The 21,688-nt window shown below is 63.0% G+C and carries 19 protein-coding genes; 4 read left to right on the forward strand and 15 right to left on the reverse strand.

Annotation, left to right across the window (positions count from 1 at the left end; translation table 11 throughout):
* Position 1: 1 nt before the first annotated feature.
* The 8 genes from XCC_RS12965 to grxD all read right to left on the reverse strand — a co-directional run bounded on the left by XCC_RS12965 (position 2) and on the right by grxD (position 9,059).
* Positions 2-1,156 (reverse strand): PilW family protein, encoded by a 1,155-nt coding sequence (locus XCC_RS12965; RefSeq protein WP_011037627.1) that lies wholly within the window; start codon positions 1,154-1,156, stop codon positions 2-4.
* A gap of 3 nt (positions 1,157-1,159) precedes the next feature.
* Complete coding sequence (gene pilV / locus XCC_RS12970) at positions 1,160-1,633, reverse strand: type IV pilus modification protein PilV (RefSeq protein WP_011037628.1); 474 nt, start codon at positions 1,631-1,633, stop codon at positions 1,160-1,162.
* Positions 1,630-2,145 carry a GspH/FimT family pseudopilin gene (locus tag XCC_RS12975; protein WP_011037629.1) on the reverse strand — a complete coding sequence of 172 codons (516 nt, stop codon included), beginning with the start codon at positions 2,143-2,145 and terminating at the stop codon, positions 1,630-1,632. Before XCC_RS12975 ends, pilV begins: the two co-directional genes overlap by 4 nt.
* A 117-nt stretch (positions 2,146-2,262) precedes the next feature.
* Positions 2,263-3,648, reverse strand: a complete 1,386-nt coding sequence (gene ppnN, locus XCC_RS12980; RefSeq protein ID WP_012437978.1) for a nucleotide 5'-monophosphate nucleosidase PpnN — start codon at positions 3,646-3,648, stop codon at positions 2,263-2,265.
* A gap of 105 nt (positions 3,649-3,753) precedes the next feature.
* Positions 3,754-7,011 carry a TonB-dependent receptor gene (locus tag XCC_RS12985; protein ID WP_011037631.1) on the reverse strand — a complete coding sequence of 1,086 codons (3,258 nt, stop codon included), beginning with the start codon at positions 7,009-7,011 and terminating at the stop codon, positions 3,754-3,756.
* Positions 7,012-7,405: 394 nt separating this feature from the next.
* On the reverse strand, positions 7,406-8,005 hold the full coding sequence (locus XCC_RS12990) for a YhgN family NAAT transporter (protein WP_006450537.1): 600 nt from the start codon (positions 8,003-8,005) through the stop codon (positions 7,406-7,408).
* The gene (locus XCC_RS12995; protein ID WP_011037632.1) at positions 8,002-8,742 is read right to left on the reverse strand and encodes an SDR family NAD(P)-dependent oxidoreductase; all 741 of its coding nucleotides are present in this window, start codon (positions 8,740-8,742) and stop codon (positions 8,002-8,004) included. Before XCC_RS12995 ends, XCC_RS12990 begins: the two co-directional genes overlap by 4 nt.
* The gene (grxD, locus tag XCC_RS13000) at positions 8,739-9,059 is read right to left on the reverse strand and encodes a Grx4 family monothiol glutaredoxin (protein ID WP_011037633.1); all 321 of its coding nucleotides are present in this window, start codon (positions 9,057-9,059) and stop codon (positions 8,739-8,741) included. Before grxD ends, XCC_RS12995 begins: the two co-directional genes overlap by 4 nt.
* 121 nt (positions 9,060-9,180) lie before the next feature.
* Here grxD and XCC_RS13005 point away from each other — a divergent pair, with 121 nt between their 5' ends.
* Positions 9,181-9,759, forward strand: a complete 579-nt coding sequence (locus tag XCC_RS13005) for a superoxide dismutase (RefSeq protein ID WP_011037634.1) — start codon at positions 9,181-9,183, stop codon at positions 9,757-9,759.
* A gap of 233 nt (positions 9,760-9,992) precedes the next feature.
* Here XCC_RS13005 and XCC_RS13010 read toward each other — a convergent pair whose 3' ends face one another.
* Together XCC_RS13010 and purE are read right to left on the reverse strand one after the other, a co-directional pair.
* Positions 9,993-11,135 (reverse strand): 5-(carboxyamino)imidazole ribonucleotide synthase, encoded by a 1,143-nt coding sequence (locus XCC_RS13010; protein ID WP_011037635.1) that lies wholly within the window; start codon positions 11,133-11,135, stop codon positions 9,993-9,995.
* Entirely contained in the window at positions 11,132-11,635 is a 504-nt protein-coding gene (purE, locus tag XCC_RS13015; RefSeq protein WP_011037636.1) for a 5-(carboxyamino)imidazole ribonucleotide mutase, read from the reverse strand. Before purE ends, XCC_RS13010 begins: the two co-directional genes overlap by 4 nt.
* A 58-nt stretch (positions 11,636-11,693) precedes the next feature.
* Between purE and XCC_RS13020 the strand changes: the two genes are divergently transcribed.
* The 3 genes from XCC_RS13020 to XCC_RS13030 all read left to right on the forward strand — a co-directional run bounded on the left by XCC_RS13020 (position 11,694) and on the right by XCC_RS13030 (position 13,968).
* A complete protein-coding gene (locus XCC_RS13020; protein ID WP_011037637.1) occupies positions 11,694-11,963 on the forward strand; it encodes a Trm112 family protein in 270 nt (89 codons plus the stop codon).
* 8 nt (positions 11,964-11,971) lie between these two features.
* Positions 11,972-12,844 carry a carboxylating nicotinate-nucleotide diphosphorylase gene (gene nadC, locus XCC_RS13025; protein WP_011037638.1) on the forward strand — a complete coding sequence of 291 codons (873 nt, stop codon included), beginning with the start codon at positions 11,972-11,974 and terminating at the stop codon, positions 12,842-12,844.
* Positions 12,845-12,906: 62 nt separating this feature from the next.
* Entirely contained in the window at positions 12,907-13,968 is a 1,062-nt protein-coding gene (locus XCC_RS13030) for a DUF2272 domain-containing protein (protein WP_019237529.1), read from the forward strand.
* Between the two features lie 721 nt (positions 13,969-14,689).
* On the opposite strand, the gene pnp is transcribed toward XCC_RS13030, so the two are convergent.
* From pnp to infB, 5 genes are all read right to left on the reverse strand, one after another.
* Complete coding sequence (gene pnp / locus XCC_RS13035; RefSeq protein WP_011037640.1) at positions 14,690-16,804, reverse strand: polyribonucleotide nucleotidyltransferase; 2,115 nt, start codon at positions 16,802-16,804, stop codon at positions 14,690-14,692.
* A gap of 173 nt (positions 16,805-16,977) precedes the next feature.
* Positions 16,978-17,238 carry a 30S ribosomal protein S15 gene (rpsO, locus tag XCC_RS13040; protein ID WP_011037641.1) on the reverse strand — a complete coding sequence of 87 codons (261 nt, stop codon included), beginning with the start codon at positions 17,236-17,238 and terminating at the stop codon, positions 16,978-16,980.
* A 157-nt stretch (positions 17,239-17,395) separates the two neighbouring features.
* A complete protein-coding gene (gene truB / locus XCC_RS13045; RefSeq protein WP_011037642.1) occupies positions 17,396-18,322 on the reverse strand; it encodes a tRNA pseudouridine(55) synthase TruB in 927 nt (308 codons plus the stop codon).
* Positions 18,323-18,400: 78 nt separating this feature from the next.
* Positions 18,401-18,793, reverse strand: a complete 393-nt coding sequence (gene rbfA, locus XCC_RS13050; RefSeq protein WP_029216910.1) for a 30S ribosome-binding factor RbfA — start codon at positions 18,791-18,793, stop codon at positions 18,401-18,403.
* A gap of 115 nt (positions 18,794-18,908) precedes the next feature.
* A complete protein-coding gene (gene infB, locus XCC_RS13055; protein ID WP_019237528.1) occupies positions 18,909-21,617 on the reverse strand; it encodes a translation initiation factor IF-2 in 2,709 nt (902 codons plus the stop codon).
* Between the last annotated feature and the right edge of the window lie 71 nt (positions 21,618-21,688).

Below are 21,688 nucleotides of genomic sequence, written 5' to 3' on the forward strand. Positions count from 1 at the left end.
ATTAGTTGCCAAACAAGCGATTGCGAAGTGCGATGGATAGTTCATAACTGGCTCGGTAGCGGCCGTCAGGTGCAGATGGCGGCTGCATGCTGACTCCCAGTACACCCACGGGATCGTCATTAGCCGTGGCAACTGCGTTCGCCGTATTGGGACTGCGTGCCAGAATTCCTACCTGGACCGCCCCAACCCGTCGCCACTGGTTGGCGCCGGCCGCATCTGCACTGGCTCCCACCGCTGATGCTGTCAATTGAGACGTTATATTTCCCACTGGCGGAGTGGCACTTGAGATAATGGCTGTGGAATCCAGGCCATATAGCAACTGCAGACTTTCAATTCCCTCGACGAGCTCCTCGTTCTGAGCGTACGTGCCATCGCTTGCCGCGCGTGCTCGACGCAGTGCAGGCTCACCGGAGGCTCCGGTGCCGACGTAGTACACCAGTGATTCAGCACGATAGAGCATTGTTTGCCCCGTCGGCTGTGCGGTATAGCGCGACAGATCTACGCTCGTCGTTACAGAACTCGCAGCAGATGTCCCGGTAAACACGTCTGCATGCGAGCAGTCGGCGATGCCGAATAAGGTGGGGGTTCCAACGCCTCCGCTGGTTAAACGTGACAATCGCCCTGCATCAAAGCTGGCAATGGAGTTGCTGCCTGTACGTACCAGCCCAGTAACTGGCACACCTTCAGGGGAAAGAAAACGTAGTACAAGAATATCGCTGCCTGGCAACGGAGCAGGATTGAGCCCTTGAATCTGCGAAGGCACACCGGCGGCGGGGGACAACGTTCCGCCGAGCCGCAGCTGCGCTCCTGGCGATGTACCTGTAGCTTCATACCCTTGAATCGATACAGAAAAATCCAGTGGGCTGCCACTTCCGGTTGTCGTAGACAAGTTGACGCGGGGATCCCCCTGGCCTTTCACAAAATGCGCCTGGTCGTTGACGCAACCGAAATGACCCGCCATACGGATATCACGCGCCAGGAAATCCAGGGCAAACCGAGCATTTTCTTGGGCTCTGGACGCTCCTTCAGACAGCTGAAATGCTGTCCTCGACGCGGAAAATACCTGGATCACCCCAAGCAGCAGCACAAGGCCAATGACCAGCGCAATCATCATTTCAATAAGCGACAAACCCGCCGCCCTGGTACGTGCGGTCATGATTCAGATCTCTGTCTGCAATGCGAATGTCGTCGATGTATCCGGATCAGTTGCGTCCCACTTCTGATCACCCCAAGAGATGGACACAGTGACCTGTCCATTGGCGACCACAACATTTGCCGATGAAGATTCTCCCAATGCCTTGGCAACCTGACATTTCCAGCGAGTGACATGTTGGGTGATGGACACCGTCTCGCCGGTCGGCCGACTACAGGCTCCTCTTGCGGTCACCGAACCCGCGGCGAAGCTGGCCGCGGTGTACTGGCTAGCCTGGTACCGATTTGAGCGCATTTGATCGATAAGGTCATAGGCGAGATTGGTCGCCTGTGTTCGATAGTTGGCGCTTTGCACGAAGCGCACGCTCATCGTTTGTAGCAGTGCAAAGCCAAGCAGCCCGAACGCGAGAACAATGATCGCTATCAATACTTCAATCAATGTAAACCCAGATGCTTCCCGCCTAATGCCGTGCTGTCTCATTGACAGTTATCCTTTCTACTTCTGACTTGCCCAGCTGCATTGATGAGCAGCGTTCGCATCAATTGCTGGCCGCCACATTGATCCGGGCGCACAGTGATTTGCTGGTCGGCAGCAGAAATTCGGCGTCCCCGGCCGTCAAAGGCCACTAGACCGCTACTCGGGCCTTGAACAACGAGCTTTGGATTGCCAAGCCAGTAGCGCAGGACCGGTTCTCCGCCATCCAATGCACCATTTGTATTGACATCGCTCCATGCAAGGATCCCTCCGCCCCAGCTCCCATCACAGGCAGTGCCGTTACTGCTTCCACAGATCGCCCCACTTTGGCCAGAACGCAGTGCTTCGCTCCTGGCGAGGTTAAGCAACCCGACCACTTCATTATTTGCAGTAACAGCGCGATTCGACCGAATGACGCCTTGAAAACTCGGGTATCCGATAGCGGCCACGATCGCAACGACCGCAACCGTGGTCATCAACTCAACCAGCGTGAACCCGCGAGCACGGCAGAAAAACATCAATACGCTCCCCAGCGTCAATACTGAGGAGCATGAGTGGCCAGAGCGGTAAAGACAAGCGCCCGACCGACAAGCGGCTCTCTTGACCGACGAACGTTAGTCCCGTCAGCTAGAAAATCAGGTCACCACCCGATAACAAGGCCGGTAATCCCCCGAGATCTTCATCCGGCGCTGTTCGACGAAGCCACGTAGCAGCTCGTCCAGGGCCTGCATGATGTCGGGGTCGCCGTGGATCTCGAACGGGCCGAACTCCTCGATGCGGCGCATGCCGTCTTCCTTGACGTTGCCGGCGACGATGCCGGAGAAGGCGCGGCGCAGGTCGGCCGCAAGTTCTGGCGCCGGGCGGCCGTGGTGCAGGTCCAACGCAGCCATGGCTTCGTGGCTGGGCACGAACGGCTGCTGGTACTCAAGCGGGATGTGCACCGACCAGTTGAAGTAGTACGAGTCTTTCTGGTCCTTGCGGTGCGCGCGCACTTCGTGAATGCCTTCGGCCATGCGGCGCGCCACCGCGACGGGGTCACCGACGATGATCTCGTAGCGTGATGCGACCGACTCACCAAGGCTCAGGCGGATAAACCGGTCGATCTGGGCGAAGTACGGCGCGGCGATGGTCGGCCCGGTCAGGATCAGCGGGAACGGCAGGCCGGCGTTCTCCTCGCGCAGCAGGATGCCGAGCAGGTACAGGATTTCCTCGGCGGTACCGACGCCACCCGGGAAGACGAGGATGCCGTGACCAATGCGAACAAACGCCTCCAGGCGCTTTTCGATGTCCGGCATGATCACCAGGTGATTCACGATCGGATTCGGTGATTCGGCGGCGATGATGCCCGGCTCGGTGACGCCGATATAGCGCGTGTGGTGCTTGCGCTGTTTGGCGTGCGCAATGGTGGCGCCCTTCATCGGGCCCTTCATTGCTCCTGGGCCGCAGCCGGTGCAGATGTCAAGACCGCGCAGGCCGAGCTCGTAGCCCACCTGTTTGGTGTAGAGGTATTCGTCGCGCGAGATGGAGTGACCACCCCAGCACACGACCAGATTCGGGTCGGACGGCTGCAGGATGCGCGCGTTGCGCAGCTGGCCGAACACGGCATTGGTGATGCCTTCGCTGGTGTCCAGGTCCGCACGTTGCGCTTCGAGCTCGATGGCCATGTAGGCCAGGTCGCGCACCACGGCGAACAACAGCTCGGCCACGCCGCGGATGATCTCGCCATCCACAAAGGCCATGGCCGGCGCGTTGATCAGATCGATACGGATGCCGCGATCCTGCTGATTCACCTGGATGTCGAAATCCGGGTACAGGTCACGCGCGGCACGCGGGTCGTCGGATGCACTACCACTGGTCAGCACCGCCAGCGCACACCGGCGCAACAGCTCATGCATGCCGCCACTGGATGCATCACGCAACCGTGCCACTTCTGCCTTGGACAGCACGTCCAGGCCACCACGCGGATAGATCCGCGCATCCACCACCGGCAGCGCCCGTGCTGCCGTACTGCTGAGTTCCATAGCTTGCTCCTGTCGTCTGCGCAGGACTTTAGCGTACTCACCCGCCCAAAAGAAAACGGCCGGGAGAACCCGGCCGTTTTTGCAACATGCAACGCGCTGGCCAGATTAGAACTGGTAGCGGAAGCCCAGCTGCAGGGCCCAGCGGGAGATGCCGCGATCGTCATACACCGTGGCCTGATCCGGCGTGTTGAATCGATACACGTACTTGCCACTGGCTGCATCAATGCCGCCGTATTCCACGACACCACGCATACCCGGGAAGCCATACTCCTCGACCTGGCCCCATTTCTTGTTGAGCAGGTTGCCGACATTCATGACGTCGAGCCACACAGAAGCCTTGTTGCCCTTGAAGAAGCCGGGAATCTCCTGCTCGATATGCAGATCGAACTGGTTGATCCAGGAATTACGTGCGCCATTACGTTCGGCAACCTGGCCACGACGGGCAGCCAGATACTCATTGCCTTCAATGTAGTTCCAGAATGCCTGCTCTTCTCCAGCAGAACCGAATAACACATCGCCGCGACCTGCCGGGATGTACAGCAAGTCGTTCAGGCGACCATCGCCATTGGCATCGTTGTCGAAGGCATAGCTGTACGGACGACCATTGCGGCCCTGGTAAATCAAGCCAAGCTTGGTCTCGTAGTCGCCGAAGAACGCATGCTTCCAGTTCAAGGTACCCAGGATGCTGTTCTTGATTTCATACGCTGCGGTCGAAGCAACGTTTTCGTTGGCCTGGAACACGGCGTTATTAGCATAGTTCGAGCCTGAAACAGAGCTCGTCAGGCCACTGACCTCATCCGCATCGGTGTAGGTATACCACAGCCCCCACGACCAATCTCCGCCATTGAACGGCTTGTTCAAGCCTACGGTGAAACTTTCACTACCGCCCTTATCGGTGGAGCGCGCAATGAAGGCGTCGTTGTACCCAGCATTACGACCCGACCGTGCATCCACCAAGGATGGACGCGTAGCAACTGACGTTCGGACGCAAGCATCTGGAGCAGCTCGGCCGTTAACATTGGTTCCCGCAGCATTCCAACACCGGCTATCCAGTCCCGCAGCGTTCCAGAACAAATCGCGGCCATCCTGTCCGGCGCGCGTGACGCCGCCAAGATTCAACTGCTGATAGTAAATCGCCTCATTGACCTTGGTGACCACAGCTTCGGCCGACGCAACAATGCCATACCAAGGCAATTCGGTATCGAACGCCAGATTGGCCTTCCAGATCGAAGGCTGCCCCAGTTTGCTGTCCACAAAATCAACCGATTGCGTCGAACCGCCAACCGATCCATTTCCGGTGGGTTGAGCGTTGACATCAGGATTGAAGAGAATGCCACCCGAGCTAACAGCAGCTTGGCTAGGGAAGTTGAAATCGGTAAACGCCAGCCCCGTATTAGAGTATGGATTCGACAGCCACACCGTCGCTGCTGCCCCCTGAAATAGGCCTACACCGCCGCGCAGCTGTGTTGGGCGGTCACTATCAAAGGTATAGTTGAAGCCGAACCGGGGTTCAAACAGCCCGTTGCCGTCGATGGTTTGATCGTTCCGGCGGCCAAAGGCAGCGGATGCAGCGGCGTTAAAAGCCGGACTCTGCTTGACCATTGGCTCATCGTAACGAAGACCAAAAGTCAGCGTGAGATTATTGCTGACAGCCCAGGTATCCTGAATGAATACGCCGACGTTACGCATCCCCCACTGCGCAGCGATATCATCGATATTGCCGCTATTGGAGCGTGAGTAGCGGTAATTCGATGCACGGTTTGCAGCATAATCGGCGACCGAATCAAACGTATACGAACCGAATACGCGCTGACCGAACAGATTGAAGATGTCGTTGTCTTCGTAGTCGAAACCAAACTTGACGGTGTGATCGTCAAGGAACAATGTACCCGCGAAGAAAGCGTTCCAGGTTTCCGTCCGCAACTCGTTCGCCTGAGTGCTCTGTTCGGTACCAAGATTCACGGTGTTATTGCCAAAACGCACACCAATCGCCGGCAGTTGCGAAGCAGCTGTACGCACCGCCGAGTAATCGCGGTACGACACCTTGGCTTCAGTCGAGAAGGTATCGGTCCAATCACTGAACAACTGGGCTGTATAGGTCTTGAGGCTGAAATCGCGGACGTAATGGAAAGAATTCAGTGATAGCGCCTGATTACCAAAACCGTTTAGGTTGGCGGTGCTCTGCTCGCTCTCACCGTAGCGGAACGAAGCGCGATGCTTGTCAGAGATGTTCCAGTCAAGCTTGAAGCCCTTCTCCTCGGAATCGGAGTCCAGCGCAGGCAGTGTGAGCGTTCCCGGATCGAAACCATAAACGTTGCGCGAAATGTCGATGACTTGATCAACTTGCGCCTGGGTGATTCCAACGATATTGCTCTCACCCGAGCCGATCGGACCGTAGCCAGAGGCTCCGGTAAACACGCCCTTGCCCTTGTACTTTTCGTAGTTGGCGAAGAAGAACAGCTTGTCCTTAATGATCGGGCCACCAAGGGTCAAACCATAGGTGGTCTCGTCATCGAACAGCTGCGGGCGGATATCATTCTGGTTCTTGCCCGACCAATCGTTCTCGCGATAGGTGCCGTATACCGAACCGTGAAATTCATTGGTACCGGACTTGGTGACCGCATTGATCACACCACCGGTTGCGCCGGTAATGGTCACATCGTAGTTGGCGACATCGACCGAAATTTCGTCGATGACGTCCATCGAGAACGGCTGACGTGGTGTCGGCAAACCATTGGACTCTAGGCCGAACGCATCGTTGGTGCTGATGCCATCAACGCGGATCAGGTTGAAGCGTGGGTTCTGGCCGCCCACCGAGATTTCGTTACGCGCCTTGTCGGTCTGCGCCACGCGGGGATCCAGGCGCACGTAGTCCTGCAAGTTGCGGTTAATCGACGGCAGCGATTCGATCTGCTCGCGGGTCACGTTGGTGCCGGTACCCATCTTATTGGCACTGAACAGCGCGGAGCCGTAATCGCCACCAATGGCCTGCACCGCGCCGAGCGTGGTCACGTCGCCACCCAGAGCCGCATCCACGCTGTTGACCTGATTCAAGTTCAGGAAAACGCCTTCTTCGGTCTTGGTGCCCTCACCCGACTTGGTGATGGTGATGGTGTACGGGCCGCCCACACGCAGGCCGCGCGCGTTGTAGCGTCCGCTGGCATCGGTGGTGGCGCGGCTGACGGTGCCCGATTCGACGTGGGTGATCGTGACTTCGGCATTCGGCACCGGCTGACCGCCGCTGCTGGTGACCAGGCCAGCGACGCCGGCGGAGGTGCTCTGTGCGAACACGGGGGCGGCGGCGAGTGCAGCAACGAGACCAAGCGTGAGCTTGGACATGCGGAGACAACGGGGGTGGGTCATTTCGGTAGCCTCGATACAGGTTGGGCAGTGACAAAAAGGCGCAGTCAGCCCAACCGTTCCCGGGGGTGGGCTGCCGATGATCTGGGGTCCCTTGCCGCGCGGCTGGTTGCTGCCGCAACGGTTAACAACAGATTAACACGCTAAGGCCTGATTGTGACGGCGGCGTGACAAACTTCGCGCACTGCAACATGAACTTCGCATGTGAAGGCGGAAACGCCAAGGTGCGCAAAGTCCCACGGTATGTGGGATTGGCGTCTCCAACTTGGCAATGGGATCGAACGCCATGCCAACAAGCCATTGCGTGGGGCCGCCCCTCCCCGGCCGCAGCTACGCCAGGGTCAAGCCAGCTAGGCCACCGAAAGCCAGATCAACACCAGCAGCCGGCGGCGAAACATCAGATCGACACCGGAAGCTTGAAATACGTGCCCAGGCCATCCAGGAACATCTGCACCGAAATGGCCACCAGCAACATGCCCATCAGGCGCTCGATTGCGGTCAACGCGCGATGACCGAGCAGTTTGTACAACAGCGGGGCCGAGGCCAGGATCGTGGATGCACCGATCCAGGCAATCATCAGCGCCAGGCTCCAATCCCATAACCGGGTGGGTTCGTTGCTGCCCATCAGCATCACTGCGGCCATGCCGGACGGGCCGGCCACCAGCGGGATTGCGAGCGGCACGATGAAGGGCTCGCCGTCGGGAATCTCGCCCATCAGGCCTTCGGGGCGCGGGAAGATCATGCGAATGCCGATCAGGAACAGCACGATGCCGCCGGCGATCGCCACCGATTCCTGCCGCAGATGCATCAACTCCAGTGCGTACTTGCCGCCCCATAGAAACGCCATCAGGACGAACAGGGCGATCAGCAACTCGCGCGCGAGCACGAAGCGCTGGCGCTTCGGCGGCAGCGGCTTGAGCACGCTGAGAAACACCGGGATGTTGCCGAGCGGGTCGAGGATCAGGAACAGCAGCAGCGCTGCCGATAGGATGGTCATGCGGGGGGGCTCCAGATCGCACCGCGGTGCGAGGCGCCCGCCATGCACAACAAGGTAACGCAGGCAGCGGCGTAGCGCGCGGGATCCAGCGCGTCGCTGTCTTCCTGATGCGTAAATGCACGTGCGCGCAAGGCGGTGCGCATCGGCCCTGGCTGCAGCCCGCTGACGCGGACCGAGCCGGCGGCCGTTTCATGATGCAGGCTGGCAATCAGACCACGTTGCGCATGCTGGGCAGCGCCGTACGCGCCCCAGTAGGCCTGGCCGACGCGCGCGGGATCATCCACGACGAACACCAGCGCCGCATCCTGTTGCTGGCGCAGCAGCGGCAGACAGGCCTGAGTGAGCCAGGCGCGTGCGGTCAGGTTGACGTGGATGCTGCGTGCGAACTCCGCAGGCGCGGCCAGTTCAGCCGGCGTGAGCCCGGCGAACTCGGCGGCGCAATGCAGCACGCCGCTGAGTCCACCCAACTCGGACTGCAGACGCTGTGCGAGCGCGGCATAGTCGTCCGGCGTCGCGCCGGCCAGATCCAGCGGGTACAGCAATGGTGCTGCGCCCTGCCCGGCCAGCGCGTCATAGACACGCTCGAGCGGGCGCAGCTTGCGGCCCAGCAACACCACGGTGGCACCTGCCTGTGCGCAGGCCTGCGCGGCCGCAGCGCCCAACCCGCCGGCGGCGCCGGTGACCAGCACGACCCGCCCGGCCAGCGCCGCTGCAGCGGCTGCCTGCGTGCTGCTCACGGCTGGTAGGCCTCACTGACGATGCGCTTGAGCTCGCCTGCTTCGAACAGCTCCATGGTGATGTCGCAGCCACCGATCAGCTCACCGTGGATGAAGAGCTGCGGGAAGGTCGGCCAGTTCGAATACCGCGGCAGATTGGCGCGGATTTCAGGTTCTTCGAGCACGTTGACGGTGCGCAGCTGGTCGGCGCCTGCGGCCACCAGAGCCTGCACGGCGCGGCTGGAAAAACCGCACATCGGGAATTGCGGGGTGCCTTTCATGAACAGCACGATCGGGTGCTGCTCGACTTCGGCCTGGATCCGTTCCATCACCGGCATTGAACTCTCCTGACTGGGAGCGGCAGGCCCGACCGCCGGGTCGGATAGACTTCCGCAAAGGCGCGCATTGTAAGCCTTCAACGCGCCCTCTCGCCGGACTCCCTTCGCTGCCCCGAACACCATGCCGATCGAACACCTTGCTCTGCCCTACTCCCGCGCCGCCCTGGAGCCACATCTGTCGGCTGCGACAGTGGACGCCCACCATGGCGTGTGCCATCGCAGCGAGGTCGAACGGCTCAATGCGCGCATCGAAGGCAGCGAGTTTGCCGAGCTGATGCTGGAAGAGATCATCGCGCAGGCGCAGGGCACGTTGTTCCAGCTTGCCGCGCAAGTGTGGAACCATAATTTCTATTGGCAGTGCCTGCGCCCGCGCGGCGGCGGCGAACCCCTGGGCCGGCTGGCCGACAGCATCGCGGCATCGTTCGGCGACTTCGTGCACTTCAAGCAGGAATTCAACCGCATCGCGTTCGGCACGGTGGGTTCGGGTTGGGTGTGGCTGGTGCAGCGCCCGGATGGCAGATTGGCCGTGGTGGCTACTCCGAATGCCTCCACGCCGCTGACCGGCCCGGACACCGCGCTGCTCGCCTGCGATCTGTGGGAACACGCCTACTACCTGGATCATCAGCAGGACCGCGCGCAGTACCTGGATGCGTTCTGGAAACTGATCAATTGGGACTTTGTGGCCAGCCGTCTGCGCTGATGCGCGATGGCGCATGCTGAGAAATGCAGCGTCGAAGTGGCATCACTTACGTTGGGTGCTGCTCGCTCAACCAGCCTGGGGCACCAACGCGCCAGGCGATGCCACCGCGTTAGCTCTGGTGTGATGCACAGCGCGCCCTTGAATTTGCATTCACGCTTCAAGGACGCAGCACGCAGTTAAAACACTCACTCAGCACTTAGCGGCACTGCCCCGCTTGCAGCGCCACGCGCACGCTAAGGCGCCAACCGCGCCACAACCGGCGCCGTCTGCGCATCGCGCTGCAAGGCCTGACCAACGTCGCCAAGCAGTTGCGCCAATAGCGCCGGCGTATCCGCGCGCACCGTCGAATGCCCCACCTTGCGCCCATCACGCGCCTGCTTGCCGTAATCGTGCCAATGCCCACCAGGCACTGCCAGGAAGGCCGCTGCATCGGGCATGGCGCCCAGCCAGTTCAGCATGCAGGCATGGCCACGCATGGCAGTGCTGCCGAGCGGCAAGCCCAGCACGGCCCGCACGTGGTTTTCGAACTGCGAAGTTTCTGCGCCTTCGATCGTCCAGTGCCCGGAATTGTGCACGCGCGGGGCCATTTCGTTGGCCAGCAGGGTGCCTTCGCGCACGAACAGCTCCAATGCAAACACGCCGACATAGTCCAGGCGTTCGGCAAGCGCACGCGCATGCGCTTCAGCCGCCTCTTGCAACCCGGCGTCCACGCTGGCAGGCGCCAGGCTGGCCGAGAGCACGCCATCCACATGCCAGTTTTCGGTCAATGGCCAGGCACGAAACCCGCCATCGCGGCCACGCACAGCGACCACGCTGACTTCGCGCTCGAACGGCACGAAGGCTTCCACGATCAGGCCAGCCGTGGCCGCCTGCGCACCCAAGGCATCCCACGCAGCATCGGCGTCGGCAAGCGTCTTGATCCGGAACTGCCCCTTGCCGTCGTAGCCGAAGCGTCGCGTCTTGAGCACGCATGGCGCCCCAATGCGCGCCAGTGCGGCATCCAGGCCGGCACGGTCATCGATGGCGGCAAATTCGGGCACCGGGATACCCAGTTCGCGGAACAAGGTTTTTTCGCTGAGCCGGTCTTGCGCGATAGCCAGTGCGGCAGGGTTGGGGAACACCGGCACCTGCGTCGCCAACTGCTGCGCGCTGGCGGCCGGTACGTTCTCGAAATCGAAGGTGAGCACGTCCACCTGCGCGGCGAAGCCAGCTAGTGCGGCTGCGTCGTCGAATGCGCCCACCTGCAACGGCGCCACCTGCCCTGCGCAGGCGTCGGCTGCCGGATCGAACACGGCAAACCGCAGCCCCAGCGGCGCACCGGCCAACACCAGCATGCGCGCCAATTGGCCGCCGCCCAGGATGCCGACCGTAGTCATTGGCGGGGATCGTCGCTGGCCATCACATCGTCGGTCTGCTTGGCGCGGAACTGCGCCAATGCCTGACCGATCTGCGGCTGCTCCGGCGACAGCATCGCTGCTGCAAACAGGGCCGCATTGGCAGCGCCCGCATTGCCGATCGCGAAGGTGGCCACCGGAATACCGGCTGGCATCTGCACGATCGACAGCAGCGAATCCATGCCGTTGAGCGCCTTGGACTGCACCGGCACGCCCAGCACGGGCACTGCGGTCTTGGCCGCCAGCATGCCGGGCAGATGCGCGGCACCGCCAGCGCCGGCGATGATCGCGCGCAGGCCGCGCTCGCCTGCCTGTTCGGCGTAGGTGAACAACACATCCGGTGTGCGGTGGGCCGAGACCACCTTGACCTCGTACGGCACGCCCAGTGCATCGAGCTTCTGAGCTGCGTGTTGCATGGTGTCCCAGTCCGAACGGGAACCCATCACGATGCCGACCAGCGGCGCGGAGTGGTTGGAGGTCATGGCCCTGCCCTGCTGTAAAGACGTATTCTAGCCATCTTCCACGCAAGACAAGACTTCGATGGATCGCAAACTGCTCGACCTGCTGTGCTCCCCCGACACCCGCCAGCCGCTCTCGCTGCTCGATGGCAAGGGCCTGGAAGCACTCAACCGCGCCATCGCCGCCGGCACCTTGCAACGCGTCGACGGCGCCGTGCAGGACCAACCGCTGCGCGAGGCCCTGATCACCCGCGACCGCAAACAGATCTTCCGCGTCGACGATGGCATCCCGGTGCTGCTGGCCGAAGAAGCCATCAACCCCAGCCAGATCGCCGACTTCCCCGAGAAGTGAGTTCGGCCATGACCACCACCGCACCTGTCGCGCCAGCCGATGCGCTGGTGGAGGCAGACGTGGCGCGCGCACTGGCCGAAGACATCGGCAGCGGCGATGTCACCGCCGCACTGCTGCCCGACGCGCCGGACACGGCCTATCTACTGTGCAAGCAGGACGCGGTGATCGCCGGGCGGCCGTGGTTCGACGCCACGCACCGCGCGCTGGATCCGCAGGTGCAGATCGCATGGCGTATCCAGGAAGGCGACCGCGTCGGCGCCGGCACCGTGCTGGCCACCCTGCACGGTCGCAGCCGCAGCCTGGTCAGCGCCGAACGCACCTCGCTCAACTTCCTGCAGACACTTTCTGCCACGGCAACCACCACCGCGGCCTACGTCGCAGCGGTGGCCGGCACCGGTGCACGCATCCTGGACACCCGCAAGACCCTGCCCGGCCTGCGCGCCGCACAGAAATACGCGGTGCGCTGCGGCGGCGGCGACAACCACCGCATCGGCCTGTTCGACACCGTGATGCTGAAGGAAAACCACATCCGTGCGGCGGGCTCGCTGAGCGCCGCCGTGCACGCTGCACGCGTGCAGCAACCACAGTTGCCGCTGGTGGTGGAGGTGGAAACGCTGGAGCAGCTGCGCGAGGCGCTGCAGGTGGGGTGCACACGCATCCTCATCGATGATTTCGACCCGGCAATGCGGCGCGCCGCCGTGCAGATCGTGGCCGCGTTGCCGCCAGCGCAACGCATCCCGCTGGAAGTCTCCGGCAGTGTGGATCTGGCCGGCATTCGCGCCATTGCGCAGGACGGCGTGGATTGCATTTCCATCGGCGGCCTGACCAAGCATGTGCAGGCGGTGGATCTGTCGCTCAAGCTGGGGCCGGCGCCTTACTGATTTCACGCCTGTCCGCAGGCAGCTCTGTCAGCCTGCGCGCAGTGTTCTATGCGGAATCGGTAATGACTGCAAAACCTTGGCCATGGATCTGCCTGCTGCTGGCAGGCTGGGGCGGCACGGCCGCCGCAGCGGAAGTGTGCGATATCCCACCACGCTTCGGCACCAGCCCGGCCGCCATCGCCATCGTGCGCAGCGCCTGCAACGAGCACCGACTGTGGCAGCGCCCTTTTATCGACAGCAAAGGCAAGCTCGCCAGCCTGGGCGTGACCGAGGCGGAGTCCGCCTCGCTCGCCGACGACGGCATGATTGCCTGGCAACGTGTCGCCGGCTACTGGCGCGATAGCGGCACGCTCGCCTCGATGGGGGGCAGCGCGGGCGCGTCCAGCTGTGCCGCCCTCGACGGCAGCCGCTACACCGCCAGTGATTGCCGCGCATTCCTGGTCGACAACCCTTGGTCGGCCGCCTTCATTTCGTGGGTGATGACGCAAGCCGGCGTCAGTGGCTTCCGCCGCTCCGCGCGTCACCTGGACTACATCCGCAGCGCCTATCACGACGGGGCCACCGGCCCATACCAGTTCACCGACCCGGCCGTGGAAAAACCCGCACCTGGCGACATGCTGTGCCTGTTGCGCGGGCGCGATGTCTCGCTCGGCTATGCCGGCCTGCGGGCCGCACTGGGCGGCAGCGCACCGATGCCATGGAAGTCGCATTGCGACGTGGTGGTGGCGGCCAATGTCGGGGGCGATCGCACGCTCTACCTGATCGGCGGCAACGTCTTCAACACCGTGATGATGCGCAAGATGCCGCTGGATCGCGCCGGCCGCGTGGTACTGCCCACGCCGCAGACCGACGCCAGCCAGGGCCAGAGCGAAAACGAGGACAGCCTGGGCGCGGCGCGCGAGTGCACACCGGCACACGAGGAGTTGTGCGACTTCAACCGCCGCGACTGGGCCGCGCTGTTGAAGCTGCGCCCAGACGCAGCAGTGACCGCACCGCCGCCGACCGAACCATTACCCGCGCCTACCGCGCCACCGGCAACTCAGCCAATGCCGCCAGGCTTCCCGCGCGTGGTGCCGCCGCGCCCGGAAGGCCAGCCTGCTTCTGCACAGCCGCAGACGGAGTGAGGTAAGGCCGAAGGGTCCGCGTTGTGCCGTGCTATCTGACATAGACAGGCGGCACTTTGGCTTGTCGCGTTAGCGATACAGATCCGGTTCTGGATCCGATTCGGCATCGAACTAAAAAGTTGAGCCGCCTCTCCCCCCTCGCTCAAGCGCGAGGGTACGAGCAAAGCCTCGTACGCGAAGCGCTGCCCTTCGAGTGTCAGCTGTGCTGCACTGACCTCCCACCAGCTGGTGACCTCCCAGCAGCTGGCTGTCGCTTTCTTTAGCCGCGGCGCCCTGCCCCTTGATTCCTTTGCGCCCTCATGTGCGCGCGGAGCACGTTCTCCCAACGAGAGCCAGAAGCAGCTTCTCGCGGATAGAACCGCCCGCTCGCTGATCGAACCGATGCGAGTCGCCCCCCCCCTCTACCACCGGAAAGTGATTGGGGTTAAAGGGATGAGCGCAGCGATCCCGCTGCCTTCCACGTACCGCAATCCGTTCCATTGGGCACGTCTCCCGGCGGGAAAAGCCGCGGCATTGGTCAGCCGGGTTTCGGAGAAACGATTCCGTCCATTCGAACAGATCCAACCAAAGCGATATGCGCTGGGCTTTGCCGCATGCGCACATGTACGCACTCCCTTATGCGTGCACAACAACACCCTAAACAAACGCTGTACTGCACCGTACTTCGCCCAACAAAAAAGCGGGCCGAAGCCCGCTTTTTCTAACGCACATGCAGCGGCGATTACTCAGCCGATGCAGGCACGCCTTCGCCTTCTTCCACTGCCTTGATCGACAGACGGATGCGGCCCTGCTTGTCCACTTCCAGCACCTTGACGCGGACCAGATCGCCTTCCTTCAACTTGTCGCCGACCTTCTCCACGCGCTCGCTGGAAATCTGCGACACGTGTACCAGGCCATCCTTGCCCGGCAGGATGGTCACGAACGCACCGAAGTCCATGATCTTGGCGACCTTGCCTTCGTAGATGCGGCCCGGCTCCACGTCCGAGGTGATCTGCTCGATGCGCGACTTCGCAGCTTGCGCGGCAATCGCGTTGACCGAAGCAATGATGATCGTGCCGTCGTCCTGGATATCGATCTGCGTCCCGGTTTCCTTGGTGATCGCCTGGATGGTCGAGCCACCCTTGCCGATCACTTCGCGGATCTTGTCCGGGTGGATCTTGATGGTCAGCAGGCGCGGCGCGTAGTCGCTCAGCTCCTGACGCGGGGTGGTCAGCGCCTTGGACATCTCGCCCAGGATGTGCAGACGGCCAGCCTTGGCCTGCTGCAGTGCCTGCTTCATGATCTCTTCGGTAATGCCTTCGATCTTGATGTCCATCTGCAGCGCGGACACGCCTTCAGCAGTACCGGCCACCTTGAAGTCCATGTCGCCCAGGTGATCTTCGTCCCCCAGGATGTCGGACAGCACCACGAAGCGGTCGTCTTCCTTCACCAGGCCCATGGCGATACCCGCCACCGGTGCCTTGACCGGCACGCCGGCGTCCATCAGTGCGAGCGAGGAGCCGCACACCGAAGCCATCGACGAGGAACCGTTGGACTCGGTGATTTCCGAGACAACGCGGATGGTGTACGGGAATTCTTCCAGGCTCGGCATCACGGCCAACACGCCGCGCTTGGCCAGACGGCCGTGGCCGATCTCGCGACGCTTCGGCGCGCCAAAGCGGCCGCACTCGCCCACCGAATACGGAGGGAAGTTGTAATGGAACAGGAAGTTTTCCTTGTACTCGCCAGCGACCGCGTCGATCACCTGGCCGTCGCGGGCGGTGCCCAGCGTGGTGACCACGATCGCCTGCGTCTCGCCGCGGGTGAACAGCGCCGAGCCATGGGTCCGCGGCAGCACGCCGGCCTGTACCGAGATCGGGCGCACGGTGTCCAGTGCACGGCCGTCGATACGCACCTTGGTCTCCAGCACCGAGTCACGCATGGTGTGGTATTCCAGCTCGCCGAATTCCTTCGACAGCTCGGCCGAGCTCCAGCCTTCGGAAGCCACGCGGCCTGCCAGCGACTCGAGCACGTCCTTCTTGATCGCCGAAATGGCGTCGCGACGCTGCAGCTTGTCGCGCACCTGGAAGGCACCCGCCAGCTGGGTGCCAACCGCTTCCTTCAACGCGCTGATCAGCGCGGTGTTCTTGGCCGGGGCCACCCAGGTGCTGGGCTTGGTGCCGGCTTCGACGGTCAGTTCGTTGATGATGTTGATGACCTTCTGCATCTCGCGATGACCAAAGGTGACCGCGCCCAGCATCACTTCTTCCGACAGCAGCGCCGCTTCCGACTCCACCATCAGCACGGCGTTCGCCGTACCGGCCACAACCAGCTCAAGCTGCGAATCCTTCAGCTCGGTGATGGTCGGGTTGAGAATGTATTCGCCGTTCTTGTAGCCCACCTTGGCGGCGCCGATCGGGCCGTTGAAGGGGGTACCGGCCAACGACAGCGCAGCCGACGCACCGATCAGCGCGGCGATATCGCCGTCGATGTCCGGGTTCATCGACATCACCGTGGCGATGATCTGCACTTCGTTCTTGTAGTCCTCCGGGAACAGCGGACGGATCGGACGATCGATCAGGCGCGAGATCAACGTTTCCTTCTCGGTCGCACGTCCTTCGCGCTTGAAGAAGCCGCCCGGGATGCGGCCGCCGGCATAGAACTTCTCCTGATAGTCAACCGTCAGGGGGAAGAAGTCCTGCCCTTCGCGCGCGGTCTTGGCGGCGACGGCGGTGACCAGCAGTACGGTGTCGTCCATCTTGACGATGACGGCACCGCTCGCCTGGCGAGCGACTTCGCCCGTCTCCAGGGTGACGGTGTGCTTGCCGTACTGGAAGGTTTTGGTGATTTTTGCCACGGAGGTTTTTTCCTTAGGTGTAACTGTCTTCGTTGGACCGTCGTCGACCCATGCCGAGAACGGGCGGCCGGGAGGCTCCGGCCCATGACGCATGTGACGCTTTACGGATTACAAATTGCGAACGACCAAAACGAAACCGCGGCGCATCGCTGCGCCGCGGCGGTAGGACTCGATTAGCGGCGCAGGCCGAGCTTCTCGATCAGCGACTTGTAGCGCTCGCCGTCCTTCTTCTTCAGGTAGTCGAGCAGGCTGCGGCGACGGTTGACCATCTGCAGCAGACCGCGACGGCTGTGGTGATCCTTCTTGTGGGTCTTGAAGTGACCAGTCAGCAGCTCGATGCGCGCGGTCAGCAGAGCGACCTGCACTTCCGGCGAACCGGTGTCCTGGGCGCTGCGCTTGTTGTCTTCAATAACTTTCTGGGTGTCGACGGACATGATGTGTTCTCGATAGATGCGTGGTCGACAGGAACGTGCATGACGCACCGTCGGACTCGCCGTTTGCTAGGAATGTGCGCGCTTGGCGCTGAGGGTGCCCCGATCGGGGCCGCAAAATTGTAACGTCGCGCGGCCCCGGGAACAAGTTGACTAAACCTTAACAAGCTGCAGCGGCGTTCAGACCGTTGAATAGGCGCTGCGGCGACAGCCGTCCGTCCGCGTCGACAAGGCCCAGCCCGGCTGGGCTGCCGTCCGCATCGAACACCGCAACCTGCCCTTCCGGGAATGCCGGATCGCGCAACCGCTGCCCCATGCGAAAGCGCGCCGCCAAGGTGGCGTCGAGCGTGATCTGCGCAAAATCGCTCAGCCCGGCGGCCACTGGCAGCAGCAATTGCGCCGCATCGGCGCCGGATTCGACCAGCGCGGTGAGCGCTTCCAGGGTGATCATCTCTGGCGTGCGGAACGGCTCCACCCACACGCGGCGCAGCGCGGCGATGTGCGCGCCACAGCCCAGCACCTCGCCAAGGTCGCGCGCCAGGCTACGGATATAGGTGCCGGAGCCGCAGGTCACGCGCAACCGCAACCGCGGCGACGCATAGCTGGTCAACGTGATGGCATGCACCTCGACCTCGCGCACCGGCGCCTCGATGACCTCGCCACGGCGCGCCTTGGCGTACAGCGGCTCGCCGCCCTGCTTGAGCGCCGAATAGATCGGCGCCTGCTGCTGGATGCGGCCGATGAACGGCGCCAGCGCCGCCTGCAATGCAGCCTCGCTGAGCGCAGGTACCGAGCGCTCACGCAGCGGCTGCCCATCGGCATCGTCGGTATCGGTGGTGACGCCCAGCACGATCTCGGCGTCGTAGGCCTTGGCCGAGCCCAGCAACAGGCCGGCAATCTTGGTGGCCTCGCCAAAGCACAACGGCAGCAGGCCGGTGGCCAGCGGATCCAGGCTGCCGGTGTGGCCGCCCTTCTCGGCACGCAGCAGCCGGCGGGCGGCCTGCAGTGCATTGTTCGAGCTGAGTCCGGCCGGCTTGTCGAGCAACAAAATGCCATGCAGCGGACGGAAGGTGATGCGGGGTCTCACGGGATCAACGCTCGCTCGGGCGCGATGCGGCCCGCATGGTCAAGGCCGCGCGGAGCGGCGGCCACGTGCTGCCGTCGCTCAGCGCGGCTCGGCATCCTGCGCATCGGGCGCGGCCTCGGGGCCGATATCGTCCAGATCGCGCAACAGGTTATCGATGCGCTCGCCGCGGTCCACCGAATCGTCATAGTGGAAGTGCAACTCGGGCACGTGGCGCAACTTCATCGCGCGTGCCAGCTGCGTGCGCAACTGCCCGGCGATTTCCTTGAGCCCCTTCACCGCCTCGGCGGAACGCTCCTGCTGCAGCGCGGTGACGAACACCTTGGCGTGCGCCAGATCGCGGCTGATTTCGACATCGGACACGCTGACCGACGGCAGGCCGTGATCGCGCACCGCGGCGTGCACGATGGTGCCGAGGTCGCGGCGTACCTGCGCCGAAACGCGGTCGGTACGGTGGAATGATTTGGTTGGCATGGTCATGGACCTGGTTGATGCATCGGGCCGAACGGCACCGGAGCCAAAAAAAGACGTGGGCGGCCAGGCCGCCCGCGTCATGCAGCGTCGGGGCCGCGCGGCCCCGGCGATGGTGTTACAGCGTACGCGCCACTTCGATGCGCTCGAAGCACTCGATCTGGTCGCCCGCCTTGACGTCGTTGTAGGCCTTCACGCCAATACCGCACTCGGTGCCGTTGCGCACTTCGTCGACGTTTTCCTTGAAGCGACGCAGCGATTCCAGCTCGCCCTCGAACACCACGACGCTGTCGCGGAGCACGCGGATCGGCTTGCTGCGCTTCACCACACCTTCGATGATCATGCAGCCTGCAACCGCGCCGAACTTCGAGCTGCGGAACACATCGCGGACCTGCGCGATACCGATGATCTCTTCGCGGATTTCCACGCCGAGCAGACCGGACGCCACCTGCTTCACCTGGTCGATCACGTCATAGATGATCGAGAAGTACCGCAGATCGATACCGTTGGACTCGACGATCTTGCGTGCCGATGCATCCGCACGCACGTTGAAGCCGATGATCGTGGCCTTGGAGGCCGCTGCCGAATTCGCATCCGACTCGGTGATGCCGCCCACGCCGGAGTGGATCACGTTGATGCGGATGTCGTCATTGGACAACGCCACCAGCGACTGCTTGAGCGCTTCCACAGAACCCTGTACGTCGGCCTTGATCACCAGGTTCAACACCTGCTGGCCTTCGCCCTTGCCCATCTGGGCCAGGATGTCTTCCATGCGGTTGGTGGCCGAGGCGACCAGACGCGATTCGCGGCGCTTGGTTTCGCGCTGCTGCGCCACGTCCTTGGCCAGACGCTCGTCGTCGACGACCACGAAGTCGTCGCCGGCTTCCGGCACGCCGGACAAGCCGAGCACCTGCACCGGAATCGACGGGCCCGCAGAGGCCGGCTGGTGGCCGGTTTCGTCGAACAACGCACGCACGCGGCCGTATTGAATACCGCACACCAGGTAGTCGCCACGCTTCAGCGCACCCTGCTGCACCAGCACCGTCGCGACCGGGCCGCGGCCCTTGTCCAGCGACGATTCGATCACGGTACCGCTGGCGCGGCCATCGGCCACTGCCTTGAGTTCCAGCACTTCTGCCTGCAGCGAAATTGCATCCAGCAGCGTGTCCACACCGGTACCGACCTTGGCCGACACTTCGATGAACTGAGTATCGCCACCGAAGTCTTCGGCCACCACGTTTTCAGCCAGCAACTCGTTCTTGACCCGCAGCGGATCCGCGCCGGCCTTGTCGATCTTGTTGACTGCCACGATCAATGGAACGCCTGCCGCCTTGGCATGCGCCACCGCTTCCTTGGTCTGCGGCATCACGCCGTCATCGGCTGCAACGACCAGCACCACGATGTCGGTGATCTTGGCGCCGCGCGCACGCATCGAGGTAAACGCGGCATGGCCGGGCGTATCCAGGAAGCTGATGACGCCACGGCCGGTTTCGACGTGGTACGCACCGATGTGCTGGGTGATGCCGCCGGCTTCGCCAGAGGCGATCTTGGTCCGACGGATGTAATCCAGCAGCGAGGTCTTGCCGTGATCGACGTGACCCATGATGGTGACCACCGGCGGACGCGAGGTGGTCTCGCCCTGGGCGTCTTCGGCATGCGCCAGCAGCGCATCTTCGAAGTCGGCATTGTCCGCACGCACCGCCTTGTGGCCGAGTTCTTCGGTCACCAGCGCCGCGGTGTCGTGATCGATGCTCTGGGTGATGGTCGCCATGACGCCCATCTTGAACAGCGCCTTGACCACGTCGCCGCCCTTGAGCGCGAGCTTCTGCGCCAGATCGGCCACGGTGATGGTCTCGCCGATCGCCACTTCACGTACCACCGGTGCGGTGGGACGCTCGAACCCGTGCGGGCCACTGTTGCTCTGATTGCTACCGCGACCACCATCGTTGCGACGCGACGAGGACGAACCCGGACGGCCGGTCGGCTTGCCACGCACGTTGGAACGGCGCGCACGATCGGCCGCAGACAGATGCAGCTGACCGGCAAAGCGCTTGGTCGCATCGTCGTCTTCGACGCCAGCGACCATGACGTGCGAACCGCGCGTCTTGTGCTTGGCGGCATTGTTGCGATCGTCCGGACGTGCCGGCGTCGCCGGACGCGAGGCGGGCGAGGCGCCAGCCGGACGGGCCGGACGCGGTGCCGACGACGGCGAAGACGGTGCACGCGCGGCAGGCGCCGACGACGGCGCAGGTGCAGCTGCAACCGGGGCCGGCGCACTGGCAGCCGCAGCGGCTTCCTCGGCAGCCTTGCGCTCGGCTTCTACACGGTCTTTTGCTGCCTGCTCTTCGTCGCGCTTGCGCTGAATGGCTTCATCGCGGGCACGATCGCTCTCGGCCAGACGCTGCTGCTCGTCCAGGTTGCGCTGACGCGAGGCGGCGAGCTTGGCCAGGATGTCGGCGCGCTCTTCGTCCGGCGTCATCGGCGCGGCGCGGCCGCTGCCTTCGTTCTCGGACTTCACGTACGTACGCTTCTGCCGCACTTCCACGTTGACCGTGGTCTTGGTGCGGCCGGCGTTGACCGTGACTTCCTGCAGCTTGCGCCGATTGAGCGTGATCTTCTTGGCTGCTTCGCTCGCCGCTTCGGCGGGCGTGTCGGCCTTGCCATGCGTGCGACGCAGGAAGCCAAGCAGTTTCATCTTCTCGGTGCTGGTCACGACCTGGTCGGGACCGCTGAACTTCATTCCGGCCTCGGCCAGTTGAACCAGCAGTTTATCGACCGGCGTATTGACCAGTTCGGCAAGCTTGCGGATGGTGGTTTGCTGCGACATTCGGATCCTATGATCTGGTTGGCGCCCCCTCGCCCAGAGCAAGGGAAACGCTGATTCTAAGCCCTGATGGG

Source organism: Xanthomonas campestris pv. campestris str. ATCC 33913 (assembly GCF_000007145.1).
Classification (GTDB): domain Bacteria; phylum Pseudomonadota; class Gammaproteobacteria; order Xanthomonadales; family Xanthomonadaceae; genus Xanthomonas; species Xanthomonas campestris.